This is a genomic window from Lysobacter arseniciresistens ZS79, from assembly GCF_000768335.1.
Classification (GTDB): Bacteria; Pseudomonadota; Gammaproteobacteria; order Xanthomonadales; family Xanthomonadaceae; genus Novilysobacter; species Novilysobacter arseniciresistens.
Genome location: NZ_AVPT01000045.1, coordinates 1 through 13,615, shown reverse-complemented (window position 1 = coordinate 13,615; position 13,615 = coordinate 1). Strand labels below are relative to the sequence as shown.

At 70.9% G+C, this 13,615-nt stretch carries 9 protein-coding genes and 2 pseudogenes; 2 read left to right on the top strand and 9 right to left on the bottom strand.

The window, feature by feature from the left end; genetic code table 11:
* The 6 genes from N799_RS13395 to N799_RS13370 all read right to left on the bottom strand — a co-directional run.
* Nucleotides 1–578: SPOR domain-containing protein (locus N799_RS13395; protein ID WP_036213598.1), on the bottom strand; the 578-nt coding region annotated here is incomplete at its 3' end.
* A 91-nt stretch (nt 579–669) separates the two neighbouring features.
* Complete coding sequence (gene folC / locus N799_RS13390; RefSeq protein WP_036213594.1) at nt 670–1,950, bottom strand: bifunctional tetrahydrofolate synthase/dihydrofolate synthase; 1,281 nt, start codon at nt 1,948–1,950, stop codon at nt 670–672.
* 40 nt (nt 1,951–1,990) lie between these two features.
* Complete coding sequence (locus N799_RS13385; RefSeq protein WP_036213590.1) at nt 1,991–2,632, bottom strand: histidine phosphatase family protein; 642 nt, start codon at nt 2,630–2,632, stop codon at nt 1,991–1,993.
* Nucleotides 2,633–2,650: 18 nt separating this feature from the next.
* A complete protein-coding gene (gene serA, locus N799_RS13380) occupies nt 2,651–4,213 on the bottom strand; it encodes a phosphoglycerate dehydrogenase (RefSeq protein WP_036213587.1) in 1,563 nt (520 codons plus the stop codon).
* Between the two features lie 251 nt (nt 4,214–4,464).
* On the bottom strand, nt 4,465–6,627 hold the full coding sequence (locus N799_RS13375) for a S46 family peptidase (protein WP_036213583.1): 2,163 nt from the start codon (nt 6,625–6,627) through the stop codon (nt 4,465–4,467).
* A 110-nt stretch (nt 6,628–6,737) separates the two neighbouring features.
* Complete coding sequence (locus N799_RS13370; protein WP_036213581.1) at nt 6,738–8,894, bottom strand: S46 family peptidase; 2,157 nt, start codon at nt 8,892–8,894, stop codon at nt 6,738–6,740.
* Nucleotides 8,895–9,102: 208 nt separating this feature from the next.
* Here N799_RS13370 and tdh point away from each other — a divergent pair, with 208 nt between their 5' ends.
* Nucleotides 9,103–10,125: an L-threonine 3-dehydrogenase gene (tdh, locus tag N799_RS13365; RefSeq protein ID WP_036213603.1), complete on the top strand. Its 1,023-nt coding sequence runs from the start codon at nt 9,103–9,105 to the stop codon at nt 10,123–10,125.
* A gap of 144 nt (nt 10,126–10,269) precedes the next feature.
* Nucleotides 10,270–11,463 carry a glycine C-acetyltransferase gene (gene kbl / locus N799_RS13360; protein ID WP_036213578.1) on the top strand — a complete coding sequence of 398 codons (1,194 nt, stop codon included), beginning with the start codon at nt 10,270–10,272 and terminating at the stop codon, nt 11,461–11,463.
* 91 nt (nt 11,464–11,554) lie between these two features.
* On the opposite strand, the pseudogene N799_RS13355 reads toward kbl, so the two are convergent.
* The 3 genes and pseudogenes from N799_RS13355 to N799_RS13340 form a co-directional block, all read right to left on the bottom strand.
* Nucleotides 11,555–11,752 (bottom strand): annotated as a pseudogene (locus N799_RS13355) (hypothetical protein); the annotation flags it as partial.
* Nucleotides 11,753–12,122: 370 nt separating this feature from the next.
* Nucleotides 12,123–12,575 (bottom strand): annotated as a pseudogene (locus tag N799_RS13350) (OmpA family protein); the annotation flags it as partial.
* Nucleotides 12,576–13,361: 786 nt separating this feature from the next.
* A partial coding sequence (locus N799_RS13340) for an OmpA family protein (protein WP_036213573.1) occupies nt 13,362–13,615 on the bottom strand: 254 nt, incomplete at its 5' end.

The following is a 13,615-nucleotide window of genomic DNA, read 5'->3' as shown; positions in this document are numbered from 1 at the left end:
GCGGCCGCCACCGGGGTCGACGCACCCGTGTCGTCGCTGCCGCCATCGATCGCCAGCACGCGCGAACCGACGTCGTCGCGCACGTGTGCGGCGCGCAGGCGCGCGGCCTCGGCGGTGGCGCGGCTGTCGTAGGGGCCGATCCGCACCCGGTGCAGGGTGCGGCCGTCGTGGACGGTGGTTTCCTGGTAGCCCGGCAGCTGCGAGGCCACCAGCGCATCGACCACGCGCTGGGCGTCGGCCGCGGTCGCATAGCTGCCGAAACTGACCGCGTAACCGCCACCTGCGGTCGGCGCGGGGAACATCTCCCCGCCATCGCGGGTGTCGACGGTCGGCAGTCCGCCGCCCTCGACCGGCTCGGGCTGCATGCCGGTGACGCTCGCGCCGGCACCGGCGGCCGGGGTCACCAGCGGCAGTTCGCGGGTCTCGAACTGGCCCTGCGGGGCCTCGGGGATGTCGAGCGGAACGTCGGAAATACCGCTTTCCGGGGCCGGCCCCTTGATCAGCATCGGCAGGAAGATCACCGCGATCGCGACCAGCACGGCGGCGCCGATCAGGCGCTGTTTCAGGGCAGGTTCCATCGGAGCTCGCAGGCCGGGTGAGGGTGCCGGCGAATTATACCCGTGGACCGGCGGCCGGCCGGCGCACGCGCGGCGCCGGTGGACGCATCGTTCAGGCCCGTCCCAGCCACTCCAGCGCCGCGGCGGCGGTGTGGAACGAACCGAACACGAGGATCCGGTCGCCGTGCCCGGCCTGGGCCAGCACCGCGTCCAGCGCGGATGCGACGTCGACGTGCCGGGTGCCGGCGGCCGCGACGGTGTCCGCCAGCCGCGCGGCGAAGGCATCCACATCGGTGCCGCGCGGCGGGTGCCCGGCCAGCCCGGCGAGGTGCCAGTCGTCGACCCCGCCGGCCAGCGCGGCGACCACGCCGGCGGCGTCCTTGTCGCCCAGCACGGCATAGATCGCGCGGGTGGTGCCGGCGGCCGGGGTGGCCTGCAACCAGGCGGCAAGTTCGCGCGCGGCCTGCGGGTTGTGGCCGACGTCGACCACCACCTCCACGCCGTCGCGCTCGAAGCGCTGCAGCCTGCCCGGCACGTGCGCCGTGGCGATGCCGCGGGCGATGGCACCGTCGCCGATCGCGTCGCCCTCGACATCCAGCGCCCGCAGCGCGGCGATCGCGACGGCTGCGTTGCGCAACTGCGCCGGCGCGGCCAGCCGCGGCATCGGCAGGTCGATCGCATGGCCGACCTCGCGCCAGCGCCAGTGGCCGTCGGCCGCGTCTTCCGGCGCCGGGTCGAAGAAGAAATCACAGCCGATCCGCACCGCCGACGCACCGATCGCGTAGGCGCGGCCGAGGACGCTCGACGGCGGGTCGTCGTCACCGAGCACCAGCGGCTTCCACGCGCGGGCGATGCCGGCCTTCTCGAAGCCGATCGTCTCCAGGTCGTTGCCCAGCCAGTCCTGGTGGTCGAGGTCGACCGTGGTGATCACGGCGACGTCGGGGTCGACGATGTTGGTCGCGTCGAGCCGCCCGCCAAGGCCCACCTCGAGGATCGCGAGGTCGAGGTCGGCGCGTTCGAACAGCCACAGCGCCGCCAGCGTGCCGTACTCGAAATAGGTCATCGGCACGTCGCCGCGCGCGCGCTCGACCGCCTCGAACGCCTCCACCAGCGCCGCGTCGCCAGCGTCGGCGCCGTCGATCCGCACCCGCTCGTTGTAGGTCAGCAGGTGCGGCGAGATGTAGGCACCGACCCGCCAGCCGGCCTCGCGCGCGATCGCCTCGATGAATGCGACGGTCGAGCCCTTGCCGTTGGTGCCGCCGACCGTGACGACGCGCCGCGCCGGGCGCCCAAGGCCCAGCGCAGCGGCGACCCCGCGCACGCGGTCCAGCCCCATGTCGATCGATTTCGGGTGCTGGCGCTCGATGTACGCGAGCCATTCGGCGAGGGTCATGCGGGTCACGGCGGCGGTGGGGGTTGCCAATGATCGGCGCTTACAGCGCGCGGTGCACGGCCTCGCCGAACAGCGGGGTGTGGTGGCTGCAGTCGTTCAGGCGGACCACCTCCAGCCGGTCGGCGGTCGGGCCTTCCAGCAGGTTCAGCGTGGTCGGCGCCTGGCGGAAGGTCCAGAGCCGCCCGAACGGGATGCCGAGCACGTGGCAAAGCAGCACCCGGTTGACCGCGTCGTGGGCGACCAGCAGCAGGGTGTCGTCGGCGCCGAGGCCGGCGGTGGCGCGCAGCAGCGCCGGCCAGGCGCGGTCGAACACGTGCTGCAGCGACTCGCCGCCCGGCATCAGCACCTCGTGCGGGGCGTCGCGCCAGGCCTGCAGGCGGTCCGGGTCGGCGGCGCGGATCTCGCTGGCGAGCAGGCCTTCCCAGCGGCCATGGGCGATCTCCATCAGGCCGGCGTCGGTGGCGAGCAGCCCGGCGCGCTCGCCCAGCGCGAGCTCGGCGGTGCGGCGGGCGCGGCCCAGCGGCGAGGCGACCGCGCGGGTCAGCGGCACGTCGCGCAGGCGCTCGCCGAGCGACCGCGCCTGCGCCTCGCCGACCGGCGACAGCGCGATGTCGGCCTGGCCCTGGTAGCGGCCTTCGGCGTTCCACGGGGTTTCGCCGTGGCGTGCGAGGAGGATCTTCATCGACGGTTCTCCAGCAGGTCAGAGGGCTTTCAGCGACAGCACGCCGGGCAGCTGGCGGGCGGCGGCCAGTTGGGCCTCGCCGACCTCGCGGTCGACCGTGATCGCGGCCCGCGCCTGCCCGTCGCCGCTGGAACCGAGCGAGAAGTTGATGATGTTGATGCCGGCTGCGCCAAGCGTGCCGCCGACCGCGCCGATGATGCCGGGGCGGTCCTCGTTGCGCATCAGCAGCAGGTGCGCCTGCGGGTCGAACTCGATCTCGACGCCGTCCAGCCGGACCACGCGCGGGCCGCGGTGCAGGGTCGCCTCGATCTCGCGCGCACCGGCCTCGCCCTCGACCCGGATCTTCAGCAGGCGGTCGAAACCGTCGCCGTCGCCGCCGACCGTTTCGGCCACGGTCAGACCGCGCGCGGCGGCCTCGGCCAGCGCGTTGACCGGCGTCACCCGGCCCGATGCCGGGCCCAGCAGCGCGGCCACCAGCGGCCGGGTCAGCGGGCGGGTGTCGAGCGCCTCGGTGCGGCCGGCGTAGGTGACGTGCAGCCTGGTCGGCGCCGGCACCAGCCGCGCCGCCAGCCGCCCGAGCGCCGACATCAGCGGCATCCACGGCCCGACCTCGCGCGCGGCCTCGGCCGTAAGCGGCGGCAGGTTGACGCAGCCCGCCACCGCACCGGTGTCGACGAAATCGATGATCTGCCGCGCCAGGATCGTGCTGACCGCCTGTTGCGCCTCGCCGGTGGACGCGCCCAGGTGCGGGGTCAGCACCAGCTTCGGGTGCGCGCGCAAGGTCGAATCCTCCGGCAGCGGTTCGGTGGCGAAGGTGTCCAACGCGGCGCCGGCGAGGTGGCCCTCGTCGAGCAGCCGCAGCAGCGCGGCCTCGTCGAGCAGCCCGCCGCGGGCGGCGTTGACGATATAGGCACCGGGCTTCATCGCCCGCATCCGTGCCTCCGACAGCAGGTGGGTGGTTTCCTTCGTGCGCGGCACGTGCAGGGTCACGATGTCGGCCCAGGCCAGCAGATCGTCGAGCGGCTTCAGCGCGACGCTGCCCTTGCCCGCCGCCGAGGCGGGCAGGAAGGGGTCGAACGCGGCCACCTCCATGCCGATGCCGGCGGCCTTGCGCGCGACGGTGCCGCCGATCCGGCCCAGTCCGATCACGCCGAGCTTCTTGCCTTCCAGCTCGAAGCCGGTCAGCCCGGCCTTGGGCCACTGCCCCGCCTTCATGCCGGCGTCGGCGCGCGGGACATGGCGGGCCAGCGCGAACAGCAGCGAGATCGCGTGTTCGGCCGCGGCCAGGGTGTTGCCGTCGGGGGCGTTCATGACCGCGATGCCGCGCGCGGTGGCGGCCTCCACGTCAATGGTGTCGACGCCGGCGCCGGCGCGGCCGATCACCCGCAGGCGCGTCGCGCTGGCCAGGGCCTCGGCCGGGACCTTGGTCGCCGAGCGCACCAGCAGCACGTCGACATCGGCCAGCGCGTCGGCGAGCGCGGCCGGGTCCTTGATCGGGTCGGATACGACGACCTCCCAGCCTGCGTCACGCAGCAGGGCAAGGCCGTCGTCATGGATGCCATCGCACGCCAGAACCTTCATCGCACACTCCTCGGGTTGGAGAAATGCGGAGACACAGCAAGCCGGCGGGCAAGGCGGCCGCAGCGGGGCTGCGGATGGAACTGGAGACGGTACGGCGGTGGTACGGGTGGAACCTGTCGGGAGACGGGGCCGGCTGGCATGGGAATCCGCGAACGTGTTGCAGCGTAGCAAACGCCGCGGCCGGTGCGCGGCGGCCACCCGAAAAAAAACCGCCGGCGCGGGGCCGGCGGCTTTCGGCAGTGCGTGGCGGCCTACTTCGCCTCGGGCACACCCATCTCCTGCAGCACCTGCGGCGCCGGGAAGACCTCCTGCATCACCCAGCGCATGTAGCGCGCGTCGACTCCGATCACCCGGGTCAGCTCCGGGTTGAACACCCAGTTGGACGCCACGCTCTCCCAGTTCATGTCGAACACCAGACCGACCAGCTCGCCCCGCGCGTTCATCACCGGCGAACCGGAGTTGCCGCCGGTGATGTCGAGGTCGGCCATGAAGTTGACCGGCACGGTGCCGAGCTCCTTGCTGGCGAGGCCGCCATGGTTCTTCGCGGCGACCGCGTCGAGCAGTGCCTGCGGCGCGTCGAACGGCTCCTCGCCGGTGTGCTTGGCCGCGACCTGCTCCACCGTGGTGAACGGCGGCAGCCGCACGCCGTCGGGACGGGTGTAGCCCTGCACGTTGCCGAAGGTGATGCGCAGCGAGGAATTGGCATCGGGGTAGACCGACTCGCCCTGGCTGGCCTTGTAGTCGGCGACCGCCTGCAGGTACACCGGCCGTGCCAGCAGCGCGTCACCGGCGCGGGTCTCGGCCTGCTCCTCCAGCGCCAACAGGGTCGGCATCACCGCGACCGCGAACTGCACCGCCGGGTCGTCGCTGGCCTCGAACGCGGCGCGGTCGGCCTGCAGCAGCGCCAGGCGCGCATCGAGGTCGCCGAGGTCGGTGCCGGCCAGCCTGTCGAGCGCGGCCTGCACCGCGGCCTCGTCGTCACCACCGAGCCAGGCGTCGATCGCCTCGACCCGCTGTGCCTGCGGCAGCTTCACGTACTCGCGCAGCCAGTATTCCTGCAGCTGCCGGTCCATCGCCGCCGCGTAGCGCTTGTCCATCTGCCGCATGGACCCCTCGAAGCCCGGCAGATCGCGCTGCTGGTAACCCGGCTCACGCTCGGCGTCGGGCCTGGCCTTCTCGATGGCCAGCCGGTACAGGCTGGTCGCGGCGCCGATGGTGCCGGTGCGGCGCAGCTGGCCGAGCACGAGGTCGCGCTCGCGGGTGGCGCTGTCGGCCTCGTGCAGCTCCATCAGCTTCGCGTGGGCGGCCAGCGCGGCCTCGCCTTCGGCGCCCTGCCCGCGCAGCCATGCCAGCACCGCGGCTTCCTCGTCGTGCTTGGCCTTGCTGGCGTCGATCCGCTCGAAGCCTTCCAGCTGGCCACCGTAGTTCTTCATCGCGTTGTGCCAGCCGCGCACGGTGCTCGCGTACTTGACCTCGATGTCCTCGTCCTTCGCGCCGGCGGTCTCGACCAGGCCGACCAGGTTCTCGTAGTGCGCCTTGACCGTCGGGTAGGTCCACTGCGCGGTCTCGTCGAACTCGGCGGCGAGTGCATAACGCGCGGTGCGGCCCGGGTAGCCGGCGACCATCACGAAGTCGCCGGTCTCCAGCGGGCGCTGCGCGATCTTCAGCCAGTGCTCGGGCTGGTACGGCACGTTGGCCTCGTCGAACGCGGCCGGCTTGCCGTCCGGGCCGACGTAGGCGCGGTAGAACGAGTAGTCGCCGGTGTGGCGCGGCCACATCCAGTTGTCGATGTCGCCGCCGTAGCTGCCGATGCTGTTCGGCGGCGCGTGGACGAGGCGGACGTCCTTGATCTCGAGGTTCCTGAACAACCGGTAGGCGTTGCCGCCGGCGAAGCTGTAGAAGCGGCAGCGGTAGCCCTCGTCGGCCTCGCAGTCGGCCACCAGCTGCTTCTCGATCGCCTCCAGTGCTTGGCTGCGGCCGAGCGCGTCGGGCGCCGCGGCAATGGCGGCACGGACCTGCGCGGTGACGTCCTCGATCGAGTCGAGCGCGTAGATGCGCGCGTTCGGGCCGGCCGACAGTTCATCGGCCCTGGTCGGGGCGTTGAAGCCCTTGTCGATCAGGTTGTTCTCGGGGGTGGAGTTGAGCTGGATCGCGCCGTACGCGCAGTGGTGGTTGGTGACCACCAGCCCCTGCGGCGAGACGAAGCTGGCGGTGCAGCCGCCCAGCGAAATCACCGCGCCCATCGGGTCGCCGGTCAGGTCGGCCAGTTGTTCCGGCGGCAGCTCCAGCCCGGCCTTCTGCAGTTCGGCGGAGATCTCAGGCAGTTGCTGCGGCACCCACATGCCCTCGCCCGCCGCGGCGGACCCCATCACACCCGCCAGCGCGATGGCACTGGCCAACATCGAATAACGCATCAGGTCACTCCCCCGAAGGTTGGAAACAGGAAAAACGGACCAGCAATCGAATCCGTCAAAAAAGCGGGCGAACGCTCGAGTCTAGCCGCGCAATGGCCTCGCCGCGTGGCCTACTCCGCCGGCAGGCCCATCTCCGCCAGCAGCTGCGGCGCCGGGTAGACCTTCGCCATCAGCCAGCGCATGTAGCGCATGTCGACGTGGATGGCGCGCTTGTAGCGGGGGTCGAACTTCCAGCTGGCGCTGACCGCCTCCCAGTTGCTGTCGAAGTTCAGGCCGATCACGCGGCCATGCGCGTCCAGCACCGGCGAGCCGGAGTTGCCACCGGTGGTGTCGAGGTTGGTCAGCAGGTTGACGGTCTGCGTGCCCAGCTCGGGGTCGGCGGTGCTGCCGAAGTCGCCCCGGGCGATCGCGTCGAGCAGCGGTTGCGGCGCGTCGAACGGGGCGACGCCGGTGTGTTTCTCGACGATCCCGGCGACCGTGGTCAGCGGCAGGTAGCGCACGCCGTCGCGCGGATCCATCGTGCTGACCCGGCCGTAGCTGACGCGCAGGGTCGAGTTGGCGTCGGGGTAGACCGCCTCGCCGCGCGACTCGCGGTAGCCGATCAGCGCCCGCATGTAGGCCGGGCGCAGGCGCAGCAGCTCGCCGGCGTGGGTCTTGTCCTCGGCCTCCAGGCGCAGGATCGCCGGCTGCAGGGCGGCTGCCGCGCGCAGCAGCGGGTCGTCGGCGGCGGCGACGTCGGCTGGCGCGGCGTTGAACCAGCGCAGGCGGGCGGCCTCCTCGTCCAGGGTGGTGCCGGCGTAGAGCGCGTCGACGCGGGCGCGGACCTGCCCGGGCGTGGTGCCGAACACGGTGTCGAACTCGGGTACGCGCTGCGCCTGTGGCAGCGCTATGTACTGCGTCAGCAGGTCGACCAGCAGCGCCTTTTCGACGCGCTCGGCGTAGCGGCGCTGGACCTGCTTCAAGCCACCTTCGATCAGCGCCTCGTCGCGCTGCTGGTAGCCGGACTCGCGCTGCGCATCGGGCTTGCCGCGCTCCAGGGCGAGCCGCTGCAGCCGCATCGCCGAGCCCAGCAGATGCGGGAAGCGGCCGATCGCGCCGAGCAGCTGGTCGCGCTCGCGGGTGGCATCGGTGGCATCGATCACCGCCTGCGCCGCGGCGATGTCTGCGCGGATCGCGGCGGCCTCCGGCTGGCCGGCCAGCCAGTCCAGCATCGCCTGCTCGTCGGCGCGGCGGGTTGCGACCGCGTTGCTGCGGCGCAGGCCGTCCAGTTCGCCCTGCGCCCGCTTGAGGCCGTTCTCCAGCCCGGCCAGGGTGGAGGCGTATTTCACCTTCGCGTCGGCGTCGTCGCCGATCGCAGCCTCGATGGTCTCGATCAACCCGGCGTACAGCTCGACGCGCTCGGGCAGCGTCCACTCGACCTGGCTGGCGAACTCCGACGCCATCCGGTGCCGGTAGGTGCGGCCGGGGTAACCGGCGAGCATCGCGAAGTCGCCGGCCTGCACCGCGTCCGTGGCGACCTGCAGGTGCGCCGGCGGCACGTAGGGCACGTTGTCCTCCGAGTACGGCGCCGGCTGGCCGTCGGGCCCGACGTAGGCGCGCAGCAGGGTGAAGTCGCCGCTGTGGCGCGGCCACATGAAGTTGTCGACCTCGTCGCCGTAATTGCCGATCGCTTCCGGCGGCGCGTAGACCAGGCGCACGTCGCGCAGCTCCAGCTGGCGGACCAGGTAGAAGTCGGTGCCGTAGTGCATGTTGGCGACGCTGCAACGCGTGGCCGGCGCCTGCTCGCACTCGGCCACCAGTGCCTTCTCGGCGGCGTCGATGGCGTCGTAGTAGGCGCGCCCGGCCTTGCCGCGGGCGCCGGCGAGGATGCGGTCGGTGACCTTGTCGAAGCCGGTGGTGACGCGCACGCGGAAGTCGGGGTTGGCCGGCAACTCGTCGGCGCGCGTCGCGGCGATGAAGCCTTCGCCGATCAGGTCGCGCTCGGGGCTGGAGTTGTACTGGATCACCCCGAACGCGACATGGTGATTGGTCAGCAGCAGCCCCTCGCCGGAGACGAACGCGCCGGTGCCGCCGCCAACCTTGACCACGGCGTTGAGCGGCGGCCGGGTCAGGTCGGCCAGCGCCGCCGGGTCGCCCTCGAACCCGGCCTCACGCAGCCGGTCGGCGATCTGCGGCAGTTGCGCGGGCAACCACATGCCTTCGTCGGCATGGGCGCTGGCGGCCAACAGGCCGGCGGACAGGGACAGGGCAAGCAGGCGGTGCCGCATCGGTGGACTCCTGGTGTCGTGAGCGGGGCGTCGTGGGCGGGATGCCGTGAGCGCCTGAACATAGGTCACGCGGCGGTTTCCGACAAACCGCTCACGGCGGCGGCGGGGGCCGGCCCGTATAATCAGCGGTCCATTCCGGCGCCTTCCGCGCCCCCGTCCGGCGCACGCCCGCGGGCAAATCCAAGAGCGACCCATGACCCAGAAGACGATGAAGGCGCTGGTCAAGCGCGAAGCCACCAAGGGCATCTGGATGGAAGAGGTGCCGGTGCCGGTGCCGGGCGCCAACGAGGTGCTGATCAAGCTGGAGAAGACCGCCATCTGCGGCACCGACCTGCACATCTACCTGTGGGACGAGTGGAGCCAGCGCACGATCAAGCCCGGGCTGGTCATCGGCCATGAGTTCGTCGGCCGCGTCGTCGAGGTCGGCCCCGGCGTGACCGGTTACGCCGTCGGCCAGCGCGTCTCGGCCGAGGGCCACATCGTCTGCGGCCACTGCCGCAACTGCCGCGCCGGCCGCCAGCACCTGTGCCCCAACACCGTCGGCATCGGCGTCAACCGTGACGGCGCGTTCGCCGAGTACATCGTGATGCCGGCCAGCAACCTGTGGCCGATCCCCGACCAGATCCCGAGCGAGCTGGCCGCGTTCTTCGACCCGTACGGAAATGCGGCGCACTGCGCGCTGGAGTTCGACGTGGTCGGCGAGGACGTGTTGATCACCGGCGCCGGCCCGATCGGCATCATCGCCGCCGGCATCTGCAAGCACATCGGCGCGCGGAATGTCGTCGTCACCGACGTCAACGACTACCGGCTCAAGCTGGCCGCCGACATGGGCGCGACCCGCGTGGTCAACGTCGCCAACACCTCGCTGAAGGACGTGATGGCGGACCTGCACATGGAGGGCTTCGACGTCGGCCTGGAGATGAGCGGCAACCCGCGCGCGTTCAACGACATGCTCGACTGCATGTACCACGGCGGCCGGATCGCGATGCTCGGCATCATGCCCAAGGGCGCCGGCGCGGACTGGGACAAGATCATCTTCAAGGGGCTCACCCTGCACGGTATCTACGGCCGTCGCATGTACGAGACCTGGTACAAGATGACGCAGCTGGTGCTGGGCGGCTTCCCGCTGGGCAAGGTGCTCACGCATCAATTGCCGGTGGATGAGTTCCAGCAGGGCTTCGAGCTGATGGAGTCGGGCAAGGCCGGGAAGGTCGTGCTGAGCTGGAATTGATCCGGCGTTGTTTCGCCGGGCACCGCTTCGATGGGCACCGCTTCGTTGTAGGAGCGACGTAAGTCGCGACCCACTGACCCACCGATTCCCTGCGCGTTCGCGACTCACGTCGCTCCTACGGCACCCCTGTTTCAAGGACCCGTCATGTCTCTGACCAATCGTTACACCGAAGAACTCGACTCCATCCGCGACGCCGGCCTGTTCAAGTCCGAGCGCATCATCACCAGCCCGCAGTCGGCCGAGATCACCCTCGACGACGGCCGCACGGTGCTGAACTTCTGCGCCAACAACTACCTCGGGCTGGCCGACCACCCGGACGTGATCGCAGTCGCCAAGGAGGCGCTGGACAGCCATGGCTTCGGCATGGCCTCGGTGCGCTTCATCTGCGGCACCCAGGACCTGCACAAGGAACTCGAGCAGACCATCGCGCAATTCTTCGGCAAGGAGGACACGATCCTCTACGCGGCCTGCTTCGACGCCAACGGCGGCCTGTTCGAGCCGTTGCTGGGGCCGGAGGACGCGATCATCTCCGACGCGCTCAACCACGCCTCGATCATCGACGGCGTGCGCCTGTGCAAGGCCCAGCGTTTCCGCTACGCCAACTGCGACATGGCCGACCTGGAGAAGCAACTGCAGGCCGCCGACGCCGCCGGCGCGCGCACCAAGCTGATCACCACCGACGGCGTGTTCTCGATGGACGGCTTCATCGCCCCGCTCGACGAGATCTGCGCGCTGGCCGACAAGTACGGCGCGCTGGTGCACATCGACGAGTGCCACGCGACCGGCTTCATCGGCGCGACCGGCCGCGGCTCGGCCGAGGTCAAGGGCGTGCTCGACCGGATCGACATCATCACCGGCACCCTCGGCAAGGCCATGGGTGGCGCGCTGGGCGGCTTCACCACCGCGAAGAAGGAGGTCGTCGAACTGCTGCGCCAGCGCTCACGGCCGTACCTGTTCTCCAACTCGCTGCCGCCGCACGTGGTCGCCGCGGGCACCAAGGCGTTCCAGATGCTCGATGCCGCGGGCGACCTGCGCGAACGGCTGGCCGCCAACACCGCCTACTTCCGCGAGCGCATGACCGCCGCTGGTTTCGACATCCGCCCGGGCGTGCACCCGATCGCGCCGGTGATGCTGTACGACGCGCCGCTGGCGCAGCGCTTCGCCGAGCGGCTGCTGGAGGAAGGCATCTACGCGATCGGCTTCTTCTTCCCGGTGGTGCCGCAGGGCCAGGCGCGCATCCGCACCCAGATGTCGGCGGCGCACAGCCGCGAGCACCTGGACCGGGCGATCGACGCGTTCACCCGGATCGGCCGGGAACTTGGCGTGCTCAAGGGCTGAGCTCGCCCCGACCGCGCCACGAAAAAGACCCGGCCATGAGCCGGGTCTTTCCGTATCCGGGTCGGCAACGCCCGCGGGCGCGCCGTCACCGTTACTTGTCCGACACGTCGCTCTTGTCGGCCGGTGCGCTGGCCGCGTTGGCAGCCGGCTTGCCGGTGGCCACGCGCACGCCGCGCGCCTTCATCCAGGCATCGAACTCGTCGGCGCTCATGCGCTTGCCGTTCTGCTCCATGTTGAAGCGGTACGGCGTGTTGTCGTGCTCGGTCTTCGGCTTGTAGGTCGCGGCATCGACGATGGCCGGCTCGGACGCGGCGGCCTTCTCGCCCGCGATGACCGGCGACACGACCAGTGCCGAGAGCAGCGATGCAGCAATAACGATCTTCCCCATGACTCAACTCCCCGTTTGGACGGGGTGAAGTGTAGGTGACGAAAAGGGTTTGCGGGTGACGCAAACGGTGAGCACGGCCACAAACCGGCGTGCGGGCGTCGCCTGTCGACGATCCTGCGCAGCGGATCACGGGCCGATTGCGATGTCCGGCTGAAGCGGTTCAGTCGACGGACGCGGCTGGTCAGTCGTTTGCCCATCGGCGCTTGCAGGACCGTGAAGCCCGGCGCGTGGCCGGGCTTCGGGAGATCCCGCCGGAGTCTGGCGAGCCGAGTCAGTTCTGGATGTTCAGTTCGGTGCGGCGGTTCTTGGCACGGCCGTCCGGATCGTCGGATCCGTCGGGCTTCTGGTTCGGCACGATCGGCCGCGACTCGCCAAAACCGACCGGGCCGATCAACCGGGCCTTGTCGATGCCGTTGGCCACCAGGTGGTCGTACACCGCCTTGGCGCGTCGCTCGGACAGCGCCTGGTTGTAGGACGCGTCGCCGCGCGAGTCGGTATGGCCGGCAACCTGCACCTTCAACGCCGGATGGCGCTGCAGGATCTCGATCGCCTCGGCCAGCACCGCCTTGGCGTCCGCGCCGAGGGTCGCCTTGTCGTAGGCGAAGGTCACGCCCTTCAGGTCGATCGACACCGGCACCGGGCAGCCGTCGGGGCCGATGGTCTGGCCTGCCTCGGAGGCAGGGCAGCGGTCGAGGCAGTTGATGACGCCGTCGCCGTCGCCGTCGCCCTTGTCGCCCTCGGGGGTCGGGCAGTTCTGCACCAGCGGGACCGCCGGCTTGCCGGTCGCGACCCGCACGCCGCGCTGGCGCATCCAGCTGTCGAACTCGTCGGCCGACATGCTGCGGCCGTCCTGCTGCATGTTGAAGCGCCACGGTGTGTTGTCGTGGGCGGTCTTGGGGACGTAGGTGTTGGGGTCGACGCCGGTGGTCGGGGTCGGCTGGCCGGTCGCGACGGTCGTCGGGACGGTGGGCTGGATCGTGGTGGTGGACGTGGTCGTAGTCGTGGTTGCCGGGCGGCCGGTGGCGATGGTCGTCGGGACCGCTGGCTGGCCGGTGGCGACCGTCGTGGAGGTTGCGGGGGCCCCCGTGGCGGTTGTCGTCGGGACGGCAGGCTGTTGCGACGCGACCGCCGTCGAAGACTGCGGCTGGTCGTCCACGCTGGTCGTTACGGTCGTCGTGGGCGTGGAAATCCGGGACGGGGCCTGACTCGGATCTGCTGAGGACGGCGCGGTGCTTTCACTCGCCGCCGTTGTCCCTGCGGCGGAGGCGGGATCGTCCGGTGTGCCGCCGGTGGCGGCGCACGCGGAAACCAGAAGAACGCCGGTCGCGATCGTCAGTCTTTTAAGCACGGCAAGTCCCGAGTGGTGAAAACGCTCCGGAGTATATGAAGGCGCGGTGCACGCCGGATGACGGCCCGCGCGGTGCGGAGTCGCCCAGAAAAACGAAGCCCGGCACGGGGCCGGGCTTCGGGTCTTGCCAGGGGACTCGCGTCACCCCGTGGGCTCTTACGCTCAGTTCTGCGCGTTGAGCTCGGTGCGACGGTTGGTCTCGTTCTTGCACTCCGGCAGCGTCTGCGCGGTCGACACCAGCGGGCGGCTCTCGCCGTAGCCGTTCGGGCCGGCCAGGCGCGAGGCGTCCACGCCGTTGCTGGTCAGGTAGTCGTACACCGCGGTGGCGCGACGCTCCGACAGCGACTGGTTGTACGCGTCCGAACCGCACAGGTCGGTGTGGCCCGCCACCTCGACCCGCAGGTCCGGGTAACGCT

Bases quoted from the DNA above. Each gene is read 5' to 3' on its own strand.
- N799_RS13385 (WP_036213590.1), bottom strand. From the start codon at position 2,632: ATGAAGATCCTCCTCGCACGCCACGGCGAAACCCCGTGGAACGCCGAA.
- kbl (WP_036213578.1), top strand. From the start codon at position 10,270: ATGTCTCTGACCAATCGTTACACCGAAGAACTCGACTCCATCCGCGAC.
- N799_RS13375 (WP_036213583.1), bottom strand. From the start codon at position 6,627: ATGCGTTATTCGATGTTGGCCAGTGCCATCGCGCTGGCGGGTGTGATG.
- tdh (WP_036213603.1), top strand. From the start codon at position 9,103: ATGAAGGCGCTGGTCAAGCGCGAAGCCACCAAGGGCATCTGGATGGAA.
- serA (WP_036213587.1), bottom strand. From the start codon at position 4,213: ATGAAGGTTCTGGCGTGCGATGGCATCCATGACGACGGCCTTGCCCTG.
- N799_RS13370 (WP_036213581.1), bottom strand. From the start codon at position 8,894: ATGCGGCACCGCCTGCTTGCCCTGTCCCTGTCCGCCGGCCTGTTGGCC.
- folC (WP_036213594.1), bottom strand. From the start codon at position 1,950: ATGACCCTCGCCGAATGGCTCGCGTACATCGAGCGCCAGCACCCGAAA.